Annotated in this window: 22 protein-coding genes; 11 read left to right on the top strand and 11 right to left on the bottom strand. The window is 64.2% G+C overall.

Annotated features, from left to right (window positions below):
* Window positions 1–204: 204 nt before the first annotated feature.
* From ON21_RS23230 to ON21_RS23215, 4 genes are all read right to left on the bottom strand, one after another.
* Complete coding sequence (locus ON21_RS23230; protein WP_039800684.1) at window positions 205–747, bottom strand: methylated-DNA--[protein]-cysteine S-methyltransferase; 543 nt, start codon at window positions 745–747, stop codon at window positions 205–207.
* Window positions 744–2,366 carry a DNA-3-methyladenine glycosylase 2 family protein gene (locus tag ON21_RS36015; protein ID WP_373281147.1) on the bottom strand — a complete coding sequence of 541 codons (1,623 nt, stop codon included), beginning with the start codon at window positions 2,364–2,366 and terminating at the stop codon, window positions 744–746. The genes ON21_RS23230 and ON21_RS36015 overlap by 4 nt, the downstream gene beginning before the upstream one ends.
* A gap of 173 nt (window positions 2,367–2,539) precedes the next feature.
* Entirely contained in the window at window positions 2,540–2,785 is a 246-nt protein-coding gene (locus ON21_RS23220) for a YbdD/YjiX family protein (protein WP_373281148.1), read from the bottom strand.
* Window positions 2,786–2,796: 11 nt separating this feature from the next.
* Complete coding sequence (locus ON21_RS23215) at window positions 2,797–5,055, bottom strand: carbon starvation CstA family protein (RefSeq protein ID WP_039800681.1); 2,259 nt, start codon at window positions 5,053–5,055, stop codon at window positions 2,797–2,799.
* A gap of 203 nt (window positions 5,056–5,258) precedes the next feature.
* On the opposite strand from ON21_RS23215, the gene ON21_RS23210 reads away from it, so the two are divergent.
* Genes ON21_RS23210 through ON21_RS23200 form a run of 3 tightly spaced genes read left to right on the top strand, consistent with a single transcriptional unit; the run spans window position 5,259 to window position 8,400 of the window.
* Complete coding sequence (locus ON21_RS23210; RefSeq protein ID WP_039800751.1) at window positions 5,259–6,569, top strand: ABC transporter substrate-binding protein; 1,311 nt, start codon at window positions 5,259–5,261, stop codon at window positions 6,567–6,569.
* A gap of 50 nt (window positions 6,570–6,619) precedes the next feature.
* Window positions 6,620–7,495 carry a carbohydrate ABC transporter permease gene (locus ON21_RS23205; RefSeq protein ID WP_039800679.1) on the top strand — a complete coding sequence of 292 codons (876 nt, stop codon included), beginning with the start codon at window positions 6,620–6,622 and terminating at the stop codon, window positions 7,493–7,495.
* 56 nt (window positions 7,496–7,551) lie between these two features.
* A complete protein-coding gene (locus ON21_RS23200; protein WP_039800749.1) occupies window positions 7,552–8,400 on the top strand; it encodes a carbohydrate ABC transporter permease in 849 nt (282 codons plus the stop codon).
* Window positions 8,401–8,499: 99 nt separating this feature from the next.
* On the opposite strand, the gene ON21_RS23195 is transcribed toward ON21_RS23200, so the two are convergent.
* Genes ON21_RS23195 through ON21_RS37310 form a run of 3 tightly spaced genes read right to left on the bottom strand, consistent with a single transcriptional unit; the run spans window position 8,500 to window position 10,338 of the window.
* The gene (locus ON21_RS23195) at window positions 8,500–8,916 is read right to left on the bottom strand and encodes a VOC family protein (RefSeq protein ID WP_039800677.1); all 417 of its coding nucleotides are present in this window, start codon (window positions 8,914–8,916) and stop codon (window positions 8,500–8,502) included.
* Between the two features lie 10 nt (window positions 8,917–8,926).
* A complete protein-coding gene (locus tag ON21_RS23190; RefSeq protein WP_039800675.1) occupies window positions 8,927–9,763 on the bottom strand; it encodes a helix-turn-helix domain-containing protein in 837 nt (278 codons plus the stop codon).
* Between the two features lie 41 nt (window positions 9,764–9,804).
* On the bottom strand, window positions 9,805–10,338 hold the full coding sequence (locus tag ON21_RS37310; protein ID WP_308417992.1) for an NAD(P)-dependent oxidoreductase: 534 nt from the start codon (window positions 10,336–10,338) through the stop codon (window positions 9,805–9,807).
* A gap of 40 nt (window positions 10,339–10,378) precedes the next feature.
* Here ON21_RS37310 and ON21_RS23180 point away from each other — a divergent pair, with 40 nt between their 5' ends.
* The 7 genes from ON21_RS23180 to ON21_RS38635 all read left to right on the top strand — a co-directional run bounded on the left by ON21_RS23180 (window position 10,379) and on the right by ON21_RS38635 (window position 17,837).
* Window positions 10,379–11,302, top strand: coding sequence for a quinone oxidoreductase family protein (locus ON21_RS23180; protein ID WP_039800674.1), 924 nt, complete (start codon window positions 10,379–10,381; stop codon window positions 11,300–11,302).
* Between the two features lie 106 nt (window positions 11,303–11,408).
* Window positions 11,409–12,488, top strand: coding sequence for a redox-regulated ATPase YchF (gene ychF / locus ON21_RS23175; protein ID WP_039800672.1), 1,080 nt, complete (start codon window positions 11,409–11,411; stop codon window positions 12,486–12,488).
* Between the two features lie 226 nt (window positions 12,489–12,714).
* Window positions 12,715–13,677, top strand: a complete 963-nt coding sequence (locus ON21_RS23170) for an RNA polymerase subunit sigma-70 (RefSeq protein WP_039800670.1) — start codon at window positions 12,715–12,717, stop codon at window positions 13,675–13,677.
* Between the two features lie 108 nt (window positions 13,678–13,785).
* On the top strand, window positions 13,786–14,199 hold the full coding sequence (locus tag ON21_RS23165; RefSeq protein WP_039800668.1) for an SgcJ/EcaC family oxidoreductase: 414 nt from the start codon (window positions 13,786–13,788) through the stop codon (window positions 14,197–14,199).
* A 344-nt stretch (window positions 14,200–14,543) separates the two neighbouring features.
* Window positions 14,544–15,386: a hypothetical protein gene (locus ON21_RS23160; protein ID WP_157170931.1), complete on the top strand. Its 843-nt coding sequence runs from the start codon at window positions 14,544–14,546 to the stop codon at window positions 15,384–15,386.
* A gap of 11 nt (window positions 15,387–15,397) precedes the next feature.
* Window positions 15,398–16,486, top strand: a complete 1,089-nt coding sequence (locus ON21_RS37305; RefSeq protein WP_083880824.1) for a S1 family peptidase — start codon at window positions 15,398–15,400, stop codon at window positions 16,484–16,486.
* A gap of 340 nt (window positions 16,487–16,826) precedes the next feature.
* Complete coding sequence (locus tag ON21_RS38635) at window positions 16,827–17,837, top strand: AlbA family DNA-binding domain-containing protein (RefSeq protein WP_157170930.1); 1,011 nt, start codon at window positions 16,827–16,829, stop codon at window positions 17,835–17,837.
* Between the two features lie 411 nt (window positions 17,838–18,248).
* On the opposite strand, the gene ON21_RS38630 is transcribed toward ON21_RS38635, so the two are convergent.
* The 3 genes from ON21_RS38630 to ON21_RS23145 all read right to left on the bottom strand — a co-directional run bounded on the left by ON21_RS38630 (window position 18,249) and on the right by ON21_RS23145 (window position 23,455).
* Window positions 18,249–19,952, bottom strand: a complete 1,704-nt coding sequence (locus tag ON21_RS38630; RefSeq protein WP_157170929.1) for a hypothetical protein — start codon at window positions 19,950–19,952, stop codon at window positions 18,249–18,251.
* Window positions 19,953–20,752: 800 nt separating this feature from the next.
* Window positions 20,753–22,192 carry a recombinase family protein gene (locus ON21_RS23150; protein ID WP_039800662.1) on the bottom strand — a complete coding sequence of 480 codons (1,440 nt, stop codon included), beginning with the start codon at window positions 22,190–22,192 and terminating at the stop codon, window positions 20,753–20,755.
* A gap of 267 nt (window positions 22,193–22,459) precedes the next feature.
* On the bottom strand, window positions 22,460–23,455 hold the full coding sequence (locus ON21_RS23145) for a helix-turn-helix transcriptional regulator (protein WP_039800746.1): 996 nt from the start codon (window positions 23,453–23,455) through the stop codon (window positions 22,460–22,462).
* Window positions 23,456–23,557: 102 nt separating this feature from the next.
* On the opposite strand from ON21_RS23145, the gene ON21_RS23140 reads away from it, so the two are divergent.
* A complete protein-coding gene (locus tag ON21_RS23140; RefSeq protein WP_039800744.1) occupies window positions 23,558–23,956 on the top strand; it encodes a VOC family protein in 399 nt (132 codons plus the stop codon).
* Between the two features lie 54 nt (window positions 23,957–24,010).
* On the opposite strand, the gene ON21_RS23135 is transcribed toward ON21_RS23140, so the two are convergent.
* On the bottom strand, window positions 24,011–24,694 hold the full coding sequence (locus ON21_RS23135) for a type 1 glutamine amidotransferase domain-containing protein (RefSeq protein ID WP_039800660.1): 684 nt from the start codon (window positions 24,692–24,694) through the stop codon (window positions 24,011–24,013).
* Window positions 24,695–24,763: the final 69 nt, after the last annotated feature.

Here is a 24,763-nt window from a genome sequence, read left to right as displayed (position 1 = left end):
TTCTGCGGGCGGTGGTCGCGGGACAGGACATGAGTCGGCGGACTACCCGTGTCCCTGCTCGGTGCCCCGCCGGAAAGGCGGACCGAGATCATCGACGCCCTGCCCGGTTTTCCGTCGCTCGAACGGACTTCCGCCGAGGCATCAGCGCGGGACAACCCGCATAACTCCGCAGGGCTGACCTCCGTCCGCAGCTGCCTTCTCCGCTCACCCCTCGTGGTCGAGCAACCACCGTTTGACCGGCAACCCCCAGCGGAAGCCGCCGAGTGCGCCGCCGATGCGCAGGATCCGGTGGCAGGGCACGAAGAGAGCGGCGGCGTTGCGGGCACAGGCGTTGGCCGCGGCGCGGGTGGCGTCGGGGCGGCCGGCGCGAGCGGCGAATTCGGTGTAGGTGAGTGGGCTGCCCGCCGGGACGGCGCGGAGTACTTCCCAGGCGTGCACGAGGAATTCCCCGGACTGCTGGCGAACGGGAATCGGGTCGATCGCGGTGAGATCGCCTGCGTGATAGGCGGTGACGGCGCCGGTCACCTCCCCCAGCGAATCTCGCTGCCGCAATCGGCCGGGCCGCAAGGTGGGATGGATCAGGCCGCGCAGGTTTTCCGCGTCGGAAGTCCAGCCGGAGGCCAGTACCGCGCCGTCGGAGTCGACGAGTGTGGTGAACGGACCGAGGGGTGTCTCCGTAACGGCGAAATCCGCTGTGGCGGTGGAGGCGCCGACGAGGTCGGTACGGACGGCGATGCTGGCGTTCATGGTTCGACACTGCCTTTCGTGGTGGCGAGCGCGGGGACATCGGAAGGTGTGGCGCGGTTGGTCAGTGCCGTTTTCCACAGGTGCATGGACAGGTACGACCGCCACGGCGCCCAGCGGGCGGTATCCGTCAGGTCGATGCCGAGCAGGCTCGCGCCGCGGCGGACGACCAGGTCGGTGCCGAGCAGGACGTCCGGATCGGCCAGCAGGCGCATGGTCACGTAGTCGGCCGTCCACGGCCCGACGCCGTCCAGGGCGAGTAGGTCGCGGCGCAGGTCGGCGGCGGTGCGCCCCTGGTGCAGCGCCAGCTCGCCGGAGGCGAGCGCCTCGGCGGCCGCGATGATGGAACGGACACGCCGCGCCGGTCCGGTCAAGACCTCGGCGCCACGTGCGGCGATCAGCTCCGGCGCCGGGAACAGCAGCGGGATCGGCCCGTCCACCCGTTCGCCGAGCGCCTCGACCAGGCGCGCGGTGTGCGTCGCCGCGGCGGATACCGAGATCTGCTGTCCGATCATGGTGCGCAACAACAGTTCGGCGCCGTCCACGCATCCGGGCACGCGGATACCGGGGGTGAACGACGGACGACCCACCTCGCCCGGGTCCATGTCGGGCAACGCTTCGCTCTCGGGCGGCGGCCCCGCTCCCGCGTCCGGCAGATATTCGGCGGCCTGCTCCGGCGGCCGTTTCGCGGAACCGCCGCGCGGCGTGGGCGCGACGCCGAGTGCTTCATCGACTCCGACCGGGTCGGCATCCAGGTCGAGCAGGTGCCGCAGCCTCGTCACCGTGGGTGCGAGATCGCGCATGTCGTGCAGGGACAGCTCCGCTCGCACATGGTCGCGCTGGAAGCTCAACCGCGCGGTGGCGTGCCCATGTGGCGTGCGCAGGTTCCTGGTGTAGGTGCGGTCCTCCCACAGCTCCATGCCCGGCACCACGTGCGCGGACAGGAACCATTCCAGCCAAGCTCGGTCGAGCGGCTCCCGGTAGGGCAGCCGCAGCGTGAGCGATCCGCTGCCGGACAGCACGGGACGCGCGGGCGCGCCGGTCTTCGCGCGCTGCGCTTCGAGCCGCATGGTGGTGGGACTGACCGCGAAGACCTCGCGCACCGTGTCGTTGAACTGGCGGATCGAGGCGAAACCCGCCGCGAACGCGATGTCGGACATCGGCATCGCGGTGGTCTGGATCAGCAGTCGCGCCGTGTGCGCACGGTGCGCCCTGGCCAGCGCCAGCGGCCCCGCGCCGAGTTCGGTGGTCAGCACCCGGGTGAGCTGCCGCTGGGAATAGCCGAGCGTGGCGGCCAGCCCGGGCACCCCGGCCCGCTCGACCACGCCGTCACCGATCAATCGCATCGCACGCGCGGCCAGATCCGCCCTCGTGTTCCACAGCGGCGAGCCGGGCGCCGCGTCCGGCAGACAGCGGCGGCAGGCGCGGTAGCCCGCCTGCTGTGCCGCGGCGGCGGTCGGCAGGAACGACACGTTGGCCCGTTTCGGCGTGATCGCCGGACACGAAGGGCGGCAATAGATTCCGGTGGTTCGCACCGCGGTGAAGAATTGCCCGTCGAATCGCGAGTCCCGGGTCGACACCGCCCGGTAGCAACGTTCGAAATCCAATGCCGTGATCGTCACGCACACCACAATGGCAGCTGCGGCGAACCCGTGCTAGCGGGAATCGGCCACCATCGCTGGTGGTACTCCCGACCTCGCACGACGGCCATCACATCGCACAACGGTTGCCCGGTCGACACTTGTGGGAACTACCGAACCGGTATGTGGCGACGCGCGCAGAAATACTTATCCGGTCAGCAGCACCGGTTGGCGGGATTGCGATCCGCCTCGGCATGCCGCTGGCGCCAGTACTCGCGCTCGGTGGGCACGGCGCAATCCGGATGCTCGCGCCGCAAGTGCTCCACGTAGCGCTGGTAGTCCTGCCCGCCCAGGATCGAGTCGAAGTACCAGACGCCAGCTAGTACCGCGTCGCCGCAGGCGCGGGCCGCGGCGCGCAGCCGGGCGCCGACCGGTCGCGCGGACCGTTCGGCGCCCTGCATCGCGGAGTCGCTCATTGCGCGTGTACGGGTGCCGCGCCGGAGGCGCGCACCTTACCGGCCGCGATCAACTCGTCCCACTGCTGCTGGACTTCCTTTTCCGCCGCGGTCGCGACGAACCCGCTGGGCGCGAAGATCTTCGACGGCTGTTCCGGCGTCTCGGTGGTCGTCGTCTCCCCGGAGCGCCAGGCGCGGAAGGCCACCAGCGCGCCGACCACGGCCACGATCAGCACCAGTACCGCGAACACGATCGACAGTGTGCCCTGGATGAAGGTGTTGCGCACGATCGCGTTCATATCGTCCTGCGTCTTCGCCGTCAGGCACAGCTTCCCGGCCTCCTGCGCGGCCTGGCAGATGCTGTGCTGCTTCCAGTAGCCGAGCTTGGGATCGGCGGAGAAGATCTTCTGCCAGGACGCCGTCATGGTCACCAGGAGGTCCCAGACCAATGGAATCGCCGGGATCCAGGCCCATTTCGCGAGGCCCTTCTTCACCACGATCACCAGCACCACGGTCAACGCGATGGCCGCGAGCAGCTGGTTGGCGATGCCGAACAGCGGGAACAGCGTGTTGATGCCGCCCAGCGGATCGGTGACGCCCATCAGCAGGATCGAACCCCACGCGCCCACCACGACGGCCGAGCACAGCCACGCGCCGATCCGCCAGGACGGATCGCGGAACTTCTTCGCCGCACCGCCGAAGTTGCCGAGCGCGTCGGAGAGCATGAACCTCGCCACCCGGGTGCCCGCGTCGATGGTGGTGAGGATGAACAACGCCTCGAACATGATCGCGAAGTGGTACCAGAACGACTTCATGCTCGCGCCGCCGAGGAACTGGTGGAACACCTCGGAGATGCCGACCGCCAGCGTCGGCGCGCCGCCGGTGCGGGAGATGATCGATGATTCGCCGACATCGCTCGCGGCCTGGCTCAGCTCGGCGGGAGTGATCGCGGGACCGCTGAGCCCGAGGCTGTTGGTGTAGGCCGCGGCCTTCTCCGCCGTGCCGCCGGTGAGACCGAGCGGCGCGTTCATCGCGAAGTACAGGTGCTGGTCGATGATCGAGGCGGTGATGATCGCCATGACCGCGACGAACGACTCCATCAGCATGCCGCCGTAGCCGATCATCCGCGCGTGCGATTCCTTCTCCAGCAGTTTCGGCGTGGTGCCGGAGGAGACCAGCGCGTGGAAGCCGCTCAGCGCGCCGCAGGCGATGGTGATGAACAGGAACGGGAACAGCGAGCCCGCGAAGGCCGGTCCGGTGCCGCTGGAGGCGAACGACGAGACGGCGGGCGCGTGCAGCACCGGCAGCGTGACCAGGATGCCGACCGCGAGCAGCACGATCGTGCCGACCTTCATGAACGTCGACAGGTAGTCGCGCGGGGCCAGCAGCAGCCACACCGGAAGCACCGAGGCGACGAAGCCGTAGGCGATCAGCAGCCAGGAGATGGTCACCGGCGAGAGCGTGAACCAGTCCGCGCCCCAGTCGGTTTCCGACACCCAGCCGCCGCCGACGATGGCGAGCAGCAGCATGGCGAACCCGAGCACGGAGACCTCGCCGACCTTGCCGGGCCGCAGGAACCGCAGGTACACACCCATGAACAGCGCGATCGGAATGGTCATGCCGATCGAGAACACGCCCCACGGGCTGTGCGCGAGCGCGTTGACGACCACCAGCGCGAGCACCGCGAGCAGGATCATCATGATCACCAGCACGCCGACGATGGCCGACCAGCCGCCGATCACGCCCAGCTCGTCGCGGGCCATCTGCCCCAGGCTGCGCCCGCGCCGCTTCATCGAGACCCACAGCACCAGGTAGTCCTGCACGGCGCCGGCCAGCACCACGCCGACCACGATCCAGATGGTCCCCGGCAGGTAGCCCATCTGCGCGGCCAGCACCGGACCGACCAGCGGACCGGCACCGGCGATGGCGGCGAAGTGGTGCCCGTAGAGCACCCGCCGGTCCATCGGCATGTAGTCCTTGCCGTTCTCCAGGATTTCGGCGGGCGTGGCCAGGTCGTCGCGTGGTTTGACGATCTTGCGTTCGATGAACCTGGCGTAGAACCGGTACGCGATGATGTAGGTGCTCACCGCCGCGATCACGATCCACACCGCGTTCACCGATTCGCCCCGTGAGATGGCGAGCACCGCCCAGGCTATGGCGCCGAGTACGGCGATCCCGGCGAAGATCAGTTTTTTGGCCGGTGTGATCGGGGACTTGTCGACCACGCCGACGGGCGGCAGATCGGGGTCGGTCCGCAGATATTCGATTGTCGCCATCTGCCTACTCTCCTGTAAAACGCGCAGGATCTTGCTGAAACACGTGACAACGTATCCGATCGGTGGGCGCCGTCGTGCCGATTCCGGACGCCGGGCGGGCACCGTGAAATATTGTTCATGTGTCGGCCGTCACCATGTGATTGCCGAACGTATGCTGCCATGCGGTTCGATGAGCTCCACATCCGCCCCGGAGGAGGGCTGTGTTGCGTGCGAATCCCGTCGCCCGGGTCCGTCGCCGGACGCTGCTCGCCTCGGCGCTGGCCGCGCCGCTGCTGGCGAGCGGCGGGTGCGGCTCCGATGACGACGCGCTGACCTTCTTCTTCCAGGCCAGGCCGGAAGAGGCCCGGGTCCGGCTGAAGATCATCGATGAATTCCGGAAGCTGCATTCCGACATCGGGATTCGCACCATCATGTCGGGGCCCGACCCGCTGCAACAGATGCTCACCTACTGCGCGGGCGGCAAGTGCCCGGACGTGCTGATGGCGTGGGAGCTGACCTATTCGGGGCTGGCGGAGCGCGGCGTGCTGCTCGATCTGAACACTCTGCTCGACCGCGATCCCCGGTACGCCGCCCAGCTCCGCGCCGACAGTTACCCGGCGCTGTACGACACCTTCACCTACACGGGCGGGCAGTACGCCTTGCCCGAGCAGTGGTCCGGCGTGTTCGTGTACTACAACCGGGCGCTGTTCGACGAAGCCGGAATCGCCCCGCCCGCCCGTTGGCGCGACGCCTGGTCGTTCGACGAGTTCCTGGCCGCTGCCCAGGCGTTGACCAGGCACGACTCGTCTCGAACCCGGTGGGGCTTCGCCGACGCCTGGGTGCCGTACTTCTCGGCGGCCTGTTTCGGCATGAACAACGGCGCCGAATGGTTCTCGCCCTCGGTGAACCCCACCAGGACCAACCTCGGCGATCCGCGGTTCGCCGAAGGATTCCAGTTCTACGCCGATCTGGCCGTACGCCACCGGGTGGCGCCGAAAGCCGCCGATACGCTCTCCGTCTCGGCTCCCGATCTGTTCCGGCGGGGCCGTGCCGCGATGGCGCTGGGCGGGCACTGGCTGTATTCCGAATTCGCCGGGCACGACGATCTCCCGATCGACGTCACGGTGCTGCCGGTCGGCCCACACGGCGGCCCAGGGGCCATCACCGATGTCGGCAGTACGGGGCTGGCCATCGCCGCGGACAGCCCGCGCGTCGAACAGGCCTGGGAGTTCGTCAAATTCGCGACCGGGCCGGTGGGGCAGGCGATCATCGCCGCGTCCGGACTGTTCGTTCCGGTGCTCGAGTCCGCGATGAACTCGCCGGGATTCGCCGCCGCGCACCGTGCCATCCGCAATCTGGAGGTGTTCACCGCCGGTCCGGCCAGTTCCCGCCCGCTGCCGGTCACCCCGGCCTGGGGAAAGGTCTCCGCCCTGCTCGAACGCGGCTCCAACCGAGTGCTGCGCGGCGCCGCGAGCGCCGCCTCCTTGAACGGTCGTTTCGCCTCCGACGTCGACGCCCTGCTGGAGACGCCATGACGGGAGCGCGGCGATCGCAAACACCCGGCAAAGCGCGTGTCGCGTCCCGATTGGCGCGGCGGCGCGAGCGGGCCGGTTGGGCATTCGTCGCGCCGAACGTGGCGGCCGTCGCGATTTTCCTGTTGTTCCCGTTGGGTTTTTCGCTCTATCTGAGTTTTCATTCGTGGGACCTGTTCAGCCCCATGCGATTTGTCGGTGTGGACAACTACCGGCGGTTGTTCACCTCGGACCCGTTGTTTCTCATCGCAATTCGCAACACCACCGTTTTCACGCTGTTGACCTTGGTGCCCACGGTGCTGATCGGTCTCGCCGTCGCCGCCGCGCTGAATCGAAAGCTGGGCGGTATCGGCATATTTCGCACCATCGCTTTTCTCCCGTTGGTCGCCTCGGCGGTCGCGATGGCGGTGGTGTGGCGGTTCCTGTTCACCGACGACGGATTGTTGAACGTCGCGCTCGGCTGGATCGGCATCGGCGCGGTGCCCTGGCTGACCGACCCGGACTGGGCCCTGATCTCGCTCGGTATCGTCACCGTGTGGAAGAGCGTGCCGTTCGCGACGGTCATCCTGCTCGCCGCCATGCAGGGCGTGCCGGAGACGCTCTACGAGGCCGCGAAGATCGACGGAGCCGGGGCGCTGCGGCGGTTCTCCGCGATCACCGTGCCGCTGATCCGGGGACCGCTGTCGTTCGTCTTCATCATCACGATCATCAATTCGGTGCAGGCGTTCGACCAGGCATACGCGCTGACCGGCGGTAACGGGGGACCGGAGACGGGAACCTACCTGCTGGGGATCATGCTGTTCCAGAACGCGTTCGGCTTCTACGAGGTGGGTTACGCCTCCGCGCTCGCCTGGGTGATCTTCGCGATCCTGTTCCTGCTGACGCTGGTACAACTGCGGATGGCCCGGCGGTCGGAGGTGGAGCAGTGAACACCTGCGAGGTGGTGCGGCGCGCGCTGCCGGTCCGGCGCGACCGCGCGTTCGCCGTGGTCGGTCGCGTCGACCGGGCAATCGTGCGGCGAGCGGTGCGCGGGATCGCGATATACGCGGTGCTGGTCGGCATCGCGTGGTGCGCCCTGTTGCCAATCCTCTGGGCGGTGTCCGGCTCGCTGAAGCGGGACGGCGAGATCGTCGACGCGGCCTTCCTCCCGCAGCGGCCGCAGTGGTCGAACTACGGGAAAGTTTTCGAGCTGCTGCCGATGGGGCGGATGCTGCTCAACACCACGATCTACGCGCTGTGTGTCACGGCGGGACAGGTCTTCTTCTGCTCACTGGCCGGTTACGCGTTCGCGCGCCTGCGCTTTCGCGGGCGCGACATGCTGTTCCTCGCCTACCTCGCGACGCTGATGGTGCCCCTGACCGTGACGGTGATCCCGCAGTTCCTGCTGATGCGGGCGTTCGGCTGGGTGGACACCCCGTGGGCGATGATCGTGCCCGGCCTGTTCGGCAGCGCGTTCGGCACGTATCTGATGCGGCAGTTCTTCCGCACGCTGCCCGAGGAACTCGAGGAGGCCGCCATCCTCGACGGCTGTTCCACCTGGCAGGTCTACTGGCGGGTCCTGCTGCCGCACACCCGTCCGGCTTCGATGGTGCTCGCCGTGCTCACCTGGATCACCGTGTGGAACGACTTCCTCTGGCCGCTGGTCATGATCCAGCGCGACGACGTCGCCACCGCGACACTGGGTCTGGTCCGGCTGCAAGGCCAGTACTACACCCAGTGGCCGATCCTCATGGCCGCCGCGGTCGTCATCCTGCTCCCACTGCTGCTGATCTATGCGGTGGCCCAGCGCGCGTTCATCCGGGGCATCGCGATGTCGGGGTTCGGCGGGCGGTGACCGGTGGCGGCTTCGCTTCATCGGCGCGGTACCGCGGCCGGGCGGAGGTCGTCGCCGGGCCGCGGTCGCGCTCTGGGAAGGGGTTTGTCGCCGGGCCGATCAGGCGCCCCAGTAGGTGCCGAAGCTCCAGAGGTTGCCCTCCCGGTCGCGGACCGTGAAGCCGCGTGAGCCGTACTCCTCGTCGCGCAGACCACGGACCACTTCGGCGCCCGCGGCGGTGGCGCGGGCGAACAGCGCGTCGGGCTCCTCGCAGACGAGATAGACCGAGTCGGTGCCGGTCGGGCGGGCGCTGAAGGGGCTGTCGTCCTTGCCTGCCGAGCCGAACATGACACCGCCGCCCAACGGCCAGCGCAGTTCCGCGTGCTCGACGATCGACGGGTCGTCCTCGCGGGTGTAGAGCGCGGCCTCCCGGAAGCCGAACGCCTCGACCAGGAAGGTGGCCATCGCGCGGGCATCACGGAAGGTGAGTGTGGGCCAGACCGCGGTGCGGGTGCTGGTTTCTGTCGGATTCGTCATGCGTTCATCGTCATCCGGCGGACTCGTCCGGGGCTTGGACGGATGGAACCTCCTCGGCCAGCCACGCCGTCGGGCTGGTCCCGGCGAGGCCGGCGAAGTCGCGATCCAGATGGGCCTGGTCGTAGTACCCGCACGTGGCGGCCACCTGGGCGATGGTGACGTAGGACGGCGTGTGTGCGAGCATCCGGCGGGCCCGTTCGAATCGGGTGATCCTGGCCGCGAGCTTCGGGCTCAAGCCGAACTCCCGATTGAACCGCCGCGTCAGATGCTGTCTGCTCCAACCGATTTCCTCGGCCAGCGGGCCGACCGCGATGCCGCCGCCGGAACCGACCACCGCACGCCACGCCCAGGTGAGTGCGGGACCGACCGCGCGGTCCGGATCAGCCAGCGCCGAGAGCACCCGATCGCAGACGCCGAAACGCTCCGGCCAGCTCGGCGCGTACTGCAACCGCTCCCACAGCTCCGATCCGACGGGTCCCACGACGTCGGCGAATTCGACCGACGTGTCCCACAGTGCCGCCGCGGGCATGCCGAACAAGACCCGGCAACCGAGCGGCGTGAGCGACACGGCCACGCCTTCCTGATGACCGCCGTGCGCGATCAGTGCCGTGCTCGCTTGCAGGCCGCTCAGCACGCACCGGTAGTTCTGCGGCGACTGTCGCGGGTCGGTCTGCTCGACGACGTCGATCGTGGGTCCGATCGCGACGATGAAAGTCATGTGCCGCGACGGCAACCCCCGATGGATTCCCGCCGAGAACCCGGACATGCGATAACCGACGTACCGGTCGATGAACGCGGCGAGCGCGGATGCCGGACGCGCTGTCACCACCTCGGAGGTCGGCTCCATGCGCCCACGCTACGCCGGAGGACCGACAGGTGAAGTAGCGATCAGTTCGCGATGTTCACGTGCTTGCGGATCGCCGATCCGTCGGTGACCGAGTCGAGCAGGCAGGTGGCCAGGTCGTCGCGGGTGACGCGGACGCCGAACAGCACGTTGCGTTCCATCGCGGTGCGGTAGGAGCCTTTCGCCGCGTTGTCGGTGAGGTGTGGTGCGCGCACGACCGTCCAATCCAGCGCCGAATCACGGACCACCTGCTCGGCCGCGGCCATGTCGGCCAGGCTGTGCCGCAAGAGCGGGCGCAGGATGAGCGGCTTCACCACGAAGCGGGTGAACCAGTCGTCGCCAGGTCCGGCGACCCGGGCGCTGTTGCTGACGATGACCAGCCGCTTCACCCCGGCTGTCGCCATCGCCTCCGCGATGGACCGGGCGGCGTCGGTGCGGACGGTAGTGGCTCCCTTTCCCGTGAACCGATGGTGTCGGTCAGGGGCGGACGCGGCGCCTCCGGCAGCTCTCCGCTGGTTCCGAGCAGCGGTGAGATCTACCACTACAGTGCGTAGTTGACTGTCCTCACCTGCCGCGATCCGGATACCGTTGCGCGTTCTGACGAAATCTGGAGGTGTGATGCGGCGGGTGCAGTACGAGCGCAGCGGTGGTCCCGAGGTGCTCGAGCTCGTCTCGGTCGAAGTCCCGACACCGGGGCCGGGTGAGCTTCTGGTCCGCGTCGAGGCGGTCGGAGTGACCCTCCCGGTGGTGCGGAAGGTGCGTGAGCAGCGCGAACCGATCGCGCTGGGCGGCGAGGTCGCGGGCGAGGTGGTCGCGGTTGGTGAGGGCGTCGACCGATACGCGCCCGGCTACCGCGTGACCGGCCTCGTGTTCGGACACGGCTACGCCGACTACGCCCTGCTCTCGGCGGCCATGGCGTCGCCGATTCCGGACGGCGCGTCGGCCGTCGACGCGGTCGCGCTGGTGCGCAGCGGCCTGGTGGCGCTCGGCGCGCTCAGCGCCGCATCGCCCCGGGAGGGCGAGTCCGCCCTGATCACCGCGGCCGCGAGCGGCGTCGGCCACCTCGCGGTCCAGTTGGCGCGGGTGCGTGGCGCGGCGCGCGTGGTCGGCGCGGTGTCGGATCTGGCGAAGGCGGAGTTCGTTCGAGAACTCGGAGCCGACGACGTGGTGGAGTACGGCCAGGACTCCTGGGGCGCTCCCGCCGACTACGCGCTCGACGCGGTCGGCGGCGACCTGCTCTCACCCGCGCTCGCCGCGCTGGCCCCCGGCGGCCGGTTGGTCGCCTACAGTTCCGGCGGCGGCACCATCCAGGCCTACGACCTGCTCGTCGGCGCGAAATCCGTCATCGGCTTCCAAATGGCCCGCATCGCGCAAACCCAGCCCGACGTCTACGAACACTGGCGCCAAGAACTCTGGCAGTACTACGCCTCCGGCCAACTACGCCCCGCCGTACACGCCGAATACCCCCTCGACCAAGCCGCCACCGCCCACGCCGTCATCGAAGCCCACGCCAACCTAGGCAAAGTCGTCCTCACCCCCTGAAATGGGCCGCGAGTGGCACATGGCTGCGGCAAAGTGCGAGAAGCCCCTCCACCATGTGCCACTCGAGGGAGGGCGGGGCGGGTGTGGCGCGTAGACTCTGTTCCTCGTGAGTCTCACCCTCGGAATTGTCGGTTTGCCAAACGTCGGGAAGTCGACGCTGTTCAACGCGCTGACCAAGAACGACGTGCTTGCCGCGAACTACCCGTTCGCGACCATCGAGCCGAACGTCGGCGTGGTTCCGCTGCCCGACCCGAGGCTGGGCAAGCTGGCCGAGATCTTCTCCTCCGAGCGGATCGTGCCCGCCACCGTGTCGTTCGTCGACATCGCAGGCATCGTGAAGGGCGCTTCCGAGGGTGCGGGTCTGGGTAACAAATTCCTCGCCAACATCCGCGAGGCCGACGCCATCTGCCAGGTGGTGCGGGTGTTCGCCGACGACGACGTGGTGCACGTCGACGGCCGCGTCGACCCGAGCGCCGACATCGAGGTGATCGAGACCGAACTCATCCTGGCCGACCTGCAGACCTTGGATAAGGCGGTCGTGCGGTTGGAGAAGGAGGCGAAGGTCAAGAAGGACCGCAAGCCGGTCGCCGACGCCGCCAAGGCCGCGCAGGAGATCCTCAACAGCGGCACCACCCTGTTCGCCGCGGCCGACAAGGTCGACACCGAGCTGCTGAAAGAACTTTCGCTGCTCACCACCAAGCCCTTCCTCTACGTCTTCAACGCCGACGAGTCGGTGCTCACCGACGAGGCGAAGGTCGCCGAGCTGAAAGCTTCCGTCGCTCCGGCCGATTCGGTGTTCCTCGACGCCAAGGTGGAAGCCGAACTGCTCGAACTCGACGAGGAATCCGCCACCGAACTCCTCGAATCCATCGGCCAGACCGAACCCGGCCTGCACGCCCTGGCCCGCGCCGGCTTCCACACCCTCGGCCTGCAGACCTACCTCACCGCGGGCCCGAAAGAGGCCCGCGCCTGGACCATCCACCAGGGCGACACCGCCCCGAAGGCCGCAGGCGTCATCCACACCGACTTCGAACGCGGCTTCATCAAGGCCGAAGTGGTCGCCTTCGACGACCTCGTCGAGGCAGGCTCCATGGCCGCCGCCAAAGCCGCGGGCAAGGTCCGTATGGAAGGCAAGGACTACGTCATGGCCGACGGCGATGTGGTCGAGTTCCGCTTCAACGTCTGACATTCTGTGAGTAGGTCAGCGCATCGCTGCTGGTAGAGACTCTGCTGAGCCCCTCCCGGTGCCCTGGGGGCTCGGTCGTTCGCCCGGCACCGCGCGGCGGCCGGTTCGGTCGGCGCGGTATGCGGCTGAAGCGGATGGTCGGGAGGCTGGTGGTCGACCCTTCCGTAGGGGATGACCACCGCGGTCGCCGGTATGGTGCTCGCGACGGCCGTGGAGATGAGGCGTGATGACGAGGGAAGACGGCTTCGATCGTCGGATCGAACCGTTCCGGACGGAGCTGCTGGCGTACTGCTATCGGATGCTGGGCTCGGCGCACGACGCAGAGGACCTGGTCCAGGACACGTATCTGCGGGCGTGGCGGGCGCGGGAGCAGTACGACGAAACGCGCAGCTCACTGCGCACCTGGCTCTACCGGATCGCGACCAACGTCTGCCTGACCGCGCTGCGGACTCGCGGCGGCCGACCGCTGCCATCTGGACTGGTGGCAGCGGCGGATCCGCTCGGGCCGTTCGTGCGGGGAGAGCACGCCGCCTGGCTGCAGCCCTTACCGGATTCGTTGCTGGACAACGCCGATCCGTCCGGGACCGTGATCGATCACAGCAGCCTGCGCTTGGCATTCGCTTCCGCCCTGCAGCACCTGTCGGCGCGTCAGCGCGGTGCGCTGATCCTGCGTGAGGTGCTCAGCTTCTCCGCGGCCGAGACGGCCGAAATTCTCGGCACCACCGTCGTATCGGTGAACAGCTCCCTGCAGCGGGCGCGCACCCGCCTGAAAGAGATCGGGGTCGGGTTGGAACGGGTCAGCGAACCGTCCACGACCGAGCAGCGCGCCTGGGTCGAGCGCTACATGTCGGCGTTCGCGCACGCCGACATCGAGGGCCTCAAGCGTCTGCTCACCGAGGACGTCATCATGGAGATGCCGCCGATGCTCAACTGGTTCTCCGGCCGCGGCAACTACGGCCGATTCATGGAATGGGTCTTCGAGGTGGCCGGGAAGGACTGGGTTCTCCAGCAGGTCGCCGCCAACGGCGGCCAACCCGGATTCGCCGCCTATCAGCGCGTCGGTGGCCGCTACGAACTGCATACGCTCCAGATCTTCACAGTCACCGCCGAGGGCATCAGCCGGAATTCGGTGTTCCAAGATCCCGAGGTTTTCGCGACTTTCGGCCTGGCGGCCCGACTCGACGCTTAGACCCGAAGTTTCCTTCCAGCGGCGCGATGAGTTCGGATGCCGCCGCCGGTATGTATTCCCGAGGTCGCCGGAACACTGCAGGCGATCCGACCAACAAGGGAGACTCCGATGTCGAACCATCGCGCCGCAGACGAGACCGCGATCCAGGCCGTGCTGGCCGATTCCTACAAGGCGTGGGAGGCGGGCGACGCCGACGCCATGGTGGCCAACTACACCGCCGACGCGACCGCCATCATGACGGGCTCGCTCCGCGACAGCCGCGAGGTGATCCGCCAGAGCATGGCACTGGCCTTCGCAGGACCGCTCGCGGGCAGCTCGACCTACAACAAACAGCTCAGCGTCCGCTTCATCGGCGCGGATGCCGCGATCGTCATCAGCGAATCCGCCATCCTGTTCGCCGGCGAGACCGAGGTTCCCACCGACGAGCGCAAGGTGAACGCGACGTGGGTCCTCGAGAAGCGCGACCATCAGTGGCTGATCGCCGCCTATCACAACAGCCCGGTACTGGCGCCTTCCCAGTGAGCCGCGGGGTGAACCAGCCACCGCACTGACTGGACGCCCCTCATCCGCCGATGTGGATGAGGGCCGTCCGTCGCAGGGTGTATCGCGCCCTCGCGCTCTCCTGTGGGTTCGACCTCTCGCCGGAGGATGCCACGTTCTTCGATCAGAACCAGAGCTACGACCGCGGCTTCACCGCTACCCACCTGAGAGACTCGTGTGAATTCATGTAGGGCTCACACGGCATACGGTCAACCGTGTTGCTGCTGGTTCGGTCAGCGCGATCAGCGGAAGGGCGGGTGGTGGCCAGCGGAGATGTAAAACCGGGTGCTGCCGCGGTCGGCGGCAGCTAGATTTGCATGATGCTGATGACGAAGCAGGAGGCGAACGAACTGCTTGCGAAAGCAGTTCTCTCCGAGGCGCTTAACGTACAGCTGGACAAGGTCGAGCCGGGGAAATCGAAAGTCCCAACTCCGGACTTTCGTACCAAGGACTCCTCGATCTCTGTAGAGGTCAAGGGACTGACGAGCCGAGAGCACATCGCTGTCACAGAGGCGATGCGGACAACAGAGTTTAACGTTCGGTCGAAGCTTTCTTGGCTGTGGACCTACCTCGTCATAACACCCAACGCGCTCGAAGCTATCACTGAGGATTGCCAGGCAGACGCCTTGCCGAGGGGCAGGAAGCTTGAGAAGATGCTTGAGCCGCACCTGCTGGTGCTCGAACGGAACGGCATCGAGGATTGGCGATTGCTCCCCGCGGAGCCAAACGAGGCGTACTGGGCATGTATGAATGTTGGCCGCCTAGTGCGTGGTGGGCAATGCGTTCGTATGAAGGACATTCCTGCCGGTCTGGGGCCGGGGATGTTTGCCCTGAGTGTTGGATTCGGGCACGCGAGAGCACTGGACTCCAATGGGATCATCGAGATCCTGCAGACATACCTCGACGGGGACCACAGCAAGAACCTGCGGAAGTCGCTCGGCCGGGAGGCGGGACAGCGCCACGCGGTACTTGTTGCCGACCTGACCGTCGGTGACTGGCACACCGTTGAGGAACTCGGTGAAGCGTACCTGCCCACCGAACCGCTTGCGGTTCCTGCAGAGATCGACTACCTATGGGTAATTATCCACGGTCGATGGCTGTGCTATAACGGCCGTGAACGCTCGTGGACCGCTGGTGCTGTCCCCGATCATCCATCTGCGAAGAAGTAGCACCTCCTCGCATGATCGCGCGACGGGACGGTCTCTCGTGGAAGACGACCATTGCGACTGAAGCGCTTCGGTTCTTCTCGCCGTTCAGGCAGGATGCTGTGCTGCCCGTACTTGGCATCGAACGGACTGGCTACGCACAGGTGCTCAACGCCCGCCAGTTTGCTGACTACCTCGGTAGGCGCGACGTGCGCGACGTCTGGACACATCCTGCGGATATCGAGAGACTGCTCAATGAAATGGTCCGGGTTGGGTTGTTGACTAACCTCGGGCGAGTGCATCGAACACCGGTCCTTGCACACGCATATTCGACGTCCGAGCCTCCGACGACCGCTCAGTTCTCGGGCGATCTCTGGCTCGCGGATGTGCTCGGCGCGGAGCTGATCATCCATCGCTACAGCGCGGCCGCTGTACCGCTTACAGGTACGAACGCAGCTGGTGACGTTGGGATAGGTAGTGGCATCCTCGTCGATGACGCCCATGTGTTGACGAATGCGCACGTCGTAGAAGATATGACCTTAGACGATGAGATCGAGTTCCCAACGGCGCTCGTTCCAGGAAGCGACGGCGAAGTATCTCCGGCGCGTCGGGTGCGGGTTGTCGATGTCAAGGTGCACGGTCGTATCGACGTGGCAGTTGTGAGCGTGGAACCGTCTGGAAACGATCAGACTCTCGCTCCGCCCCGAGGAATGGCGTGGCGCGCACCTGAATGGGCTGACGAAACCTACGTTTTCGGCTACCCGCCTGTTCCGACAGCCGCTAGTGCTTATTTGACTGTTCAGCGCGGCGATGTGGTGAACCCGGCAATGGTCGCGCAAGATGGAACGTCGTACTCCTTGTATTCGGCGATCACTCGGCCTGGAAACAGCGGCGGCCCAATAGTTGCGCACGACGGTCGGGTCATCGGCTTGGTTGCACGAGAGGCTTTCGACAGAGGCCGCCCTAATGCTGCGCCATTCTACTGCGCCATCCCGACGGGCGAGCTAGTGAAAGCGTTGAACGAGATCGGATTTGATGATCTTCTCTGCGTCGAAGATTGGGAGCGACCAATGCGTCTTGAGTTTCACCGGTCGCCCTCAAAGCCCAACGACGCACAGGCGTAGTGGGGTTCGTTGGGCATAGCAAGTGCAGTCTGAGACGCATCGAGATGGGCCTTGACGGATTGAACTACTGTTAGGAATCTCTTTATCGTTCGGTGATGACGTTTTAGAACGAAAGCGTTATCTGGTCGAGCGTTGGCAGTGTTTGATAGGCGGTTCTGGCACGGAAATTTTTCGTTGGCTGATATTCTCAGACCGGAATGTTTGAATCTTGATTCGGCAACTAGCATGACCTACCTATGGAGCTTGATTGAGGAAAAATCAAAAACTGAGGATCTGGTGGGATTCGGGTACCTCGGAGTTCCGCAGAAGTGATGACCGAGTTGTGGCGAGGTCGGACAACTTGGTGGACTTTGATGCCAACTTTGAAGACGTGCGGGATCTAACGGCCGCTGAGCTATCTGCCGCAATGGGTGAGTTGCTGCCTTTGGACAAGTTGGTAGACGAAGCTTATGTGGGATGGAATATTTTTTACCATCCTGAAGCCGTTGGAGTTACCAACTCACTGTGGAGTTCTCATTCCAGTGTTGTGCGTGACCTGATTATTTTAGACTACAGCACGCGGGGATTGGTATTCATTTCCGAAATAGCGTTGCCGAGTCGAATTTTTCTAGATGCGGCAGACGTGAAAACCATTCTGGAGCCATTCCTGAACTCTATGGGTATGGCCTATGTGGAAGTATTTCTGGGTCAGAGTGCCGACAATGTAGGATCGATTTACTGCGCGCCTCTAGATGGGGAATGCAACATCGAAAGAATGGCGTTTGTGGCAGCGGTGCTCCATGACTACCTCTTGGTAGGGAGAATTGCGGCATCGCCGGAGGAAATGTATTCCTCGGTACTTTCTGGCACTCCGCATTTACTACTCGGTCGTGCTGAATCCGATCTGTTCGACGCCAAGCGTACTCATTATCCCAAGGGTGACGAAAGGAAACGCTTAGAGTTGGCTGTCGACGTCGCCGCGTTTGCGAACACTGCAAGAGGCGGGTTGCTGCTGATTGGGATTCAGACGGTCCGGGATTCGCACAATCGAGATGTTGTGGCTGATGTTGATGGTTGTGAAATAGATCATGGCGCCGAAGCTAGGTATAGATCGGCAATTGATAGTCTAGTCTTTCCGGGTGTGGCAGGCTTGGCGATGTGTCGCGTGTCGGCTCGCCGGGGTGAAATATTTGCCATTCTGGTACCACCTCAAAGTGGGGACCGTCAACCATTTGTAGTTCGCGGTGGGACGTCTTCAGTAGGGCGAATCAGCTCGGCCATGTTTCAAGTTCCCATCCGGCAGGGGGACGCGAATGCATCGCTGAGAATCGAAGAAATACACAAGAGGTTGAGATCATGGGGTGATGGTTAGATTTCTTCTGAGTCAAACATTGCTCTCTTTGGCTCGCGCCTATCGACGCCATTACGTTACTCGCTGGCGGGCGCATCAGAAACCACAACGCTGAAGCCATCCGCACTCACAGAGCTGGGAGCCGATGGTCTCCGATGCCGTGGCGGATTCTTCACGTCCGCTGAGCGGCGGAGTCCGACATTTGGCTGTCGTCGCGCGCCCGCGGCCGGTACGCGACCCGTGTGAACACATGGACGCCTTCTTGGGACCGTCGTTATCAATGACCCGGTATCGGGTATTTCGTCTCAGGACGACTGGCCTGACTGTTGTGCACGCGTCGAGAGTATAGAAGTCGTCCCCCTACCGAATCCCGTCGGCACGGCAAAATGCATGTCGGGTTCCTGCGTGGTCCTTGATGCAGGGACACCAGCTCTATGGATGTTGTAGAGATTCTGAGGGGTCGAGGATCGTTAGACAAGTCGGAAGCCGGTAGTCAAATCTGCTGACAAACTCTTCATCTTCGTCCGTGATTTGTGACGCCCTAACTTCGGATGCGATAGCCAGATACTCTGTGGCAAAACCTCCCGGGATGGGTGAAAATCTTGAGAGCAACGGAATTCCCGTAGCAAGGAAGAATAGCACTGCCTCAGTAAGTTCCAGGCGTGCAGGTAGATAAAATCGTACGGCCGAGCTATGCATGAACTCCTGAACTTTTGGGTCGTAATGTTGAAATGACTGCATCTTGTTCCACTCATTTATATTCTCCCAATAGAATGGATAAGCAACGTACTTAATACCGCTCCATTCGAAAGCTTGCTCCATAAAGTGGATGATCCTGCCGGGAGCGTTAGCAAGGCCGCCGGGTTTCGGCCAGTTCTGGTCGTGGCGGTAGCTTGTGTCTGGCCACCATCCTCCCAAGAGGTTTGAGATACAGATGTGTCGGCAGACCGTATCGAGTGGGGGAATGGGAACTCCGCTACGGTAGATCCGCCCTGGATCGGGTACCAGGAACTCCAGTATCAGGCGCCTTTCTTTTCTCCGGTTCAATGTAGCTGTCCAGATCGAGTCGACCCATCTGTAAATTTCAATTTTGCTGCCTGTGCCGTCAGAGTTATCTCGCACGCGAGTGCAAGATTCTTCAATTTCAGTATGCGCTCGACAAGCTATACGGTCGACAGAGTGTTCGCGAACGCGCTCGACGCCGCGCTCCAGCACATCATGCGCAAACTCGGAAGCCCTCTGGCGGGCCTCTCGAATAATACTCGGATACCCTGGATCTAAACCTAGTAGCATAGGACCACGGTGAGTTTCAATGTGAATGCACCTGTCGGCCCCGGCTAAGGAATTCGCGATCATAGTGGTATGTTGCTTCATGGAACATCGCTGCTGAGTTGCAATATCGGTTGGACCACCTGTGGTGGTTGAGCACGGGCTTGAAATTTTACATCCGTCGATGACGGAATGTCGATTCTGATATGCCGTGACTTCACCTTGTATGAAGCTCTTCACATCCGATATTTCGCTTGACTCGTAGCCTGCAATGCTGTCTCGAACAACGAATTGATCGCAGATTCTGAGCGGAACTGCAAGGGCTTTCCGGGGCACCCATTGATTGTCCTTGATTATTCTGCCAGGAGTTATGCACAGCGGGTGTTTGTATATCCAACTGGACACCGTTGACGTCGAAACTGCAGATGGTAATTCCCGGGCTACCATCGCCGATATGAGCTTTTCGCAGTAAATGAGGAAATTGATAAGCGGGATCTCGGCGCTGAAACTATTTCCTGTCGGTCCATATGCCCATCCTCCAGGGGTGTAAATCCATACAAGCATCCAGAAATTATCTATCACGTTGAAACGTAACTCCTCGATTACTCCGTCCAGTAAGTCGGGACTCCATTTCGAAGGATCCTCGGTTAGGTGGCTTCGAAGATCGTCGAAGGTGAGCGTATCTTTGAAATCTGGAGAGCTGATCCAACCGTGAGTTAGTTCTATAATATTCCGCGCATGCGGCTCTCGATCCTTTTTAGGATTGGTGCCCTCAATCTCTTTTCCTTCGATGAGGATAATCGGTGAGATCGCATCGCTGAGTATCGCAGGTCGTAGTGCCGAGAATTGAAATAGAATATTCTCCATCGGGTGCCGACCTCCTCGGTTGTCATTCTTTAGAGAATAAGTCAAATGTAATAAAAGTCGCGGCTCAATCTGTTGTTACATATCGGCCATTGATATGGCCTGCAGGGCGCTAGAGTAAGTCGCGAGCAGTGTACTACTCGATCTTGCGCAACATGATCATTCTCGGCCGGTACCCTGCCGGGGTCCGGTGCTCCCGATGTCGGCTTTAGCGACCATCTACCGCCGTCGGCGGCACGCTTAGCGGTATGGCTGGACGGAAAACCTCTGATCGTGAGCTCCAACGACTACAACCGCATCCGGCGCCAGTTCATCATCGTCGAGTCGTCTCCGACCCGCTGTCCGGCGATACGATCATCTGCGATCTCGGAGCGCTCGGGGTGGCGCTCACCGGTGCGCCGTTCACGGTCGGACCGGCCTGGTTCGCCGGGGACCGAGGAACCGATTGCGGCCGTCGATGTGGCGACCGCGCGCCGGGCCGCCGACCAGATCCGGGCCATCCTCGAACCGTGACCAGCGCAGGCTTTCGATATTCGACCTCATGTGAGAGGGCTCATTTCCCGGACGTGGAAAGGGCCCGGCAGCAAGGCCCTTCCTCATCTTCAGGGTCGGTGCTTACTCCTACCAGCCTGCAGGGCACCTCGACCTGGTAAAACTGTGGTGCGCATACTGGAATCGATCTAAGCCGCACTGGAGCGCATCAAGATCGCAACGTATACCGATCGATAGCAATGTGTTTTACAATTTTGCATACTCCTGACTGGGGTTTTGACTAGTCAGGACAGTGTTCGCAGTGTTTGATCTCATAATCCACTGCTCTGGGGTCGTCGGCTCTCACTTCGGGATAATGCGCACAGACTGGGGGCGAATGCCTTTCGCCCGCGCGGTGCCGAGTACAAGCGGACCTCGCACAACAACTCGATCACCGCTCGGCGGGCGGCGAGGTCGGCTTCGTTGAAGGCATCGGCCGGCGGAGGGGCACGCAAGATCTCGGATGCGGCCGTGCCCGCTGTGAGGCCGATTCGTTCAGTTTCCAGAGCTGCGATCTTGTCTTCCGTCTCTTGCTTGATCTCGGCGAATAGCTCGCCATCGATCAGTTCCGCCTTGTAATCGGCACGTGCTCGTTTGAGTCGATCACGTTCTGTCTGTTCTGCCCGGACGAGTGTTTCGATCCGGTCATCGTCCTGTTTGACGAGCAGATCAGCGAGGTCCGGTTGGGCGAGTCTCCGTTCAACGAACTGCAACACGAAGCTGTCGACCATGTTTCGGACTCGCATGATGTGCCCTGCACAGCGGTATCGGAGACCGTGCGCCCGGACGGGCGAGTCGCAGACACCGCAGAGGTATAGGCCGGATCCAAGGTGTTTGCGTTCGGTACCCGCGCGGTTGGACTTCCGCCGCGGGTCGTCCAGTCTGCGTTGCACATCAAGCCAGAGCCTGTCCGGCACAATGGCTTCCCAGATGCCGTGCACCGGTGCCCCGGTCTCGTCGCGAACTACTTCCCCATCGAGCATGCTCCAGCCCGCGTACCGCGGGTTTCGAAGTATCGAGATCACAGATGTTGGATTCCATGGTCTGCCGCTACGTGTTGGCAGCTGCGGAACCGACTTTGGGAGATCCTGGACCATAGTTCGGTCGGCTACTGCACGAACGGTCGGCTCGGCGCCGGAGAGTGCAGCCGCTATGGCCTTCAGCGATGATCCATTTGCGAAGGCTTGGTACACCGCCCGGACCGCTTCGGCCTCGTCCGGTATCAGCTCACCGTCGAGGGTGTACCCAGTGGCGCGGATACCCCGCGGAGGTCGGCCCTTGGCAGCTCGCTGGCGTTGAGCGCGGCTTTGTCGTGCACCCTTCCGTTCCATTTCGGCCCGCGCGACCGCTGCCTTGATACGGGCGTACATCCGGCCACCGTCGGTTTGCAGGTCAGCCTCACCGTTGGCGGTGACGAGCCGAAGCCCTTGCGTTTCAGCCGCATCGATCCAGTCCTCGAGCTGGCGAGGCTGGCGTGTAAGCCTGTCGAGGTCCCAAGTGATCAGGGCGTTGAACCGGCCGGCCTTGTAGTCCTCGACCATCTGGTCGTAGGCGGGCCGGTTCTTCGCCTTGTTGAACGCGGAGATGCTGTTGTCCGTGTACGTTTCGACCACCGTCCACCCCTTGGACTTGGCGATTGCCTCGCAGTCCTCGCGCTGGCGCTCGACGGCAAGCCCTTCGCCGGTCTGATCGAGGCTCACCCGAAGGTAGATCGCGGCGCGGCAAGGAACGACGTGATTCTACTGCGTAACGTGGTCGAGTTCCGCTTCAACGTCTGAGGCGCTGCGAAGAAGTAGGTCGTGCTGATCGTTCGCTGCTGGTAGAGACTCTGCTGAGCCCCCATCTGGTATCTGGCAAAGGCTCCGTCGTTCCGCCAGCACTGCCCGCTGGCCGGTTTCGATCAGCGCGCTATGCGGCTACTCGAGACTGGTGGTAGGGCTTGATCCCGGCCAGGATCGGGTCTAGGTGCCCGGTGGGGGCTACCCATCGGTTTGGTATCGGCCGTCGGCGGCCGCGGTGAGTCGGTAGGCCAGGGCGCGTACGGCGTCTTTGAGGGTGTCGGGGTGTTCGATGACGAACGGGAGATTCAGGCCGGCGAGGACTGGGGGAATCCAGTCCAGTTGTTCGGCCCGGATTCGGACCCGGACCCACGGGCGGGTGTCGGCCGGCGGGGATTCGATCTCGTACACGGTCGCGATCGTCGCGGGGAGCAGCGGGCGGACCTGGCTGACCGTGCCCTGCACTCGGATCGATACCTCGTGCCGGTAGGGCGCCGTGGCAAGTGCGGACAGCAGGTGAGCTGCCGGCTCGAAGCCGGCGGGCGGAGTGAACGTTCCGGGCAGTGGGGTCACCGCGGTGATGCGGTCCACTCGGAACTGGCGTAGTTCGTCACTGTTGCTGTCCTGCCCGGTCAGGTACCACCGGCCGGAGTGGTCGACGAGCCCATAGGGGTGCACGGTCCGCTCGCTGGGCCGCCCGTTTCGGTCGGTGTAGTCGATCGCGACCGGTCGGTGCTCGCGGGTGGCCTCGGCGAGGCGGAGCAGGACGGCGGTCTCGACAGCGACTTCCGGGCGAGCCTCGGCGGTGAACTCGACGGTGTTGACCAATGCGTCCAGCCGGGCCGTCAGGCGGGCGGGCAGGACGCGGCGGAGTTTGGCCGTCGCGCTGTCGGCTGCGCGGGCGGAAGCTGTCGATCGGTCGGCGCCGCGGTTGGTGAGGAGTCCGAGTAACACCGCCACCGCCTCGTCGTCGGTCAGCATCAGCGGCGGCATTCGGTATCCGGGGGCGAGCTGGTAGCCCCCGTAGCGGCCCCGAACCGATCGGACGGGGATATCCAGGTCGGTGAGATGGGTGACGTATCGCCTGACGGTGCGTTCATCGACGCCGAGCCGTCCGGCCAGTTCACCGACGGTATGGGTACCGCCGGCCTGCAACAGCTCGAGCAGGGCCAGCACTCGGGCGGTGGGGCGCGTCATCGGGAATTCTCGCATCTATACCGGGCGGAAAGTGTCCGGTATCGAACCTACCGTGGCATGCGGCGGCGGAACTTCCGCCTCATCCGACAGCAGGAGCACACAATGAAGCTCGTCTCGATCCGCCTGATCACCGATGACATCCAGCGGTTGGTCAGCTTCTATCAGCACGTGACCGGTATCGAAGGAACCTGGGCTACACCGGATTTCGCCGAAATCGTCACACCGGCCGGCACACTCGCGATCGGAAGCATCCGCACCGTGGCGCTGTTCGCGGCAGGCAGCGCGCGCCCAGCCGACAACCACACCGCGATCATCGAATTCCTGGTCCCCGATGTCGATGCCGATTACCGAAGGTTGCGGGATGCGGTCGAGGATTTCGTCAACGAGCCCACGACGATGCCGTGGGGGAACCGGTCGTTGCTGTTCCGCGATCCCGACGGCAACCTGATCAACCTCTTCACGCCGGTCACCGCGCAAGCCGTCGCAAAGTTCGCTTTTTGACATCCGCTGTTGCGTCCTGATGCGCAGCGCCGGCCACCGGCTGGTGTCTTCGCCTCACAGGAGGTCGGCGACCTTCTTCGCCGTCTCCTTGGCGGACCAAGGGTTCTGGCCGGTCACGAGGTTCCCGTCCACGACGGCGTAGGAGACGAACGGCAGCTTGGCCTTCTCGTACCTGGCGCCACGCTTCTTCATCTCGGCCTCGACGTTGTAGGGCACGAGCTTGTTCACTCGAGCGAGGACTTCCTCCTGCCATGCGAACCCAGTGAGCTTGCGTCCGGCGACTAGGTACGTGCCGTCGGAGAGCTTGGTATTGAGCAGGCCGCAGTAACCGTGGCAGACCGAAGCTACGATGCCGCCGCGTTCGTAGATCTCTCGGGTGATGCGCTGCAGACCCGCGTTGTCGGGGAAGTCGTACATCACCGCGTGCCCGCCGGTGAAGTAGATGGCGTCGTAGTCGGCCGGTTCGATTTGGTCGGGGTGGGCGGTGCTCTCCAGAAGCGCCATTCGTGCCGGATCGGACCGCCAGGCCTTCGCGGTCTTGTCATAGCTGGGGAACTTCAGCGACCGCGGTTCCAAGGGCGTGGGGCCGCCCGCCGGGCTGACGAGGGTCTGCTCGAATCCGTGCTCTTCGAAGACACGCCAGGCATGGGTGAGCTCGGACAACCACAGTCCGGTCGGGTGGGACGGGTCGTCGTAGTGGCCGACGTTGGTGACGACGTTCAAGATGCGCTTGGTCATGCGTGATCTCCTTCGTGCGTCGTTGGTTCTACTTCTTCACGTGGTCTCATCGCTGGGGCGCGTTCGGTC

This window comes from Nocardia araoensis NBRC 100135 (assembly GCF_000308435.1).
Classification (GTDB): domain Bacteria; phylum Actinomycetota; class Actinomycetes; order Mycobacteriales; family Mycobacteriaceae; genus Nocardia; species Nocardia araoensis.
The sequence above is the reverse complement of the archived record's forward strand: the minus strand, read 5'-3'. Positions and strand labels throughout refer to the sequence as shown.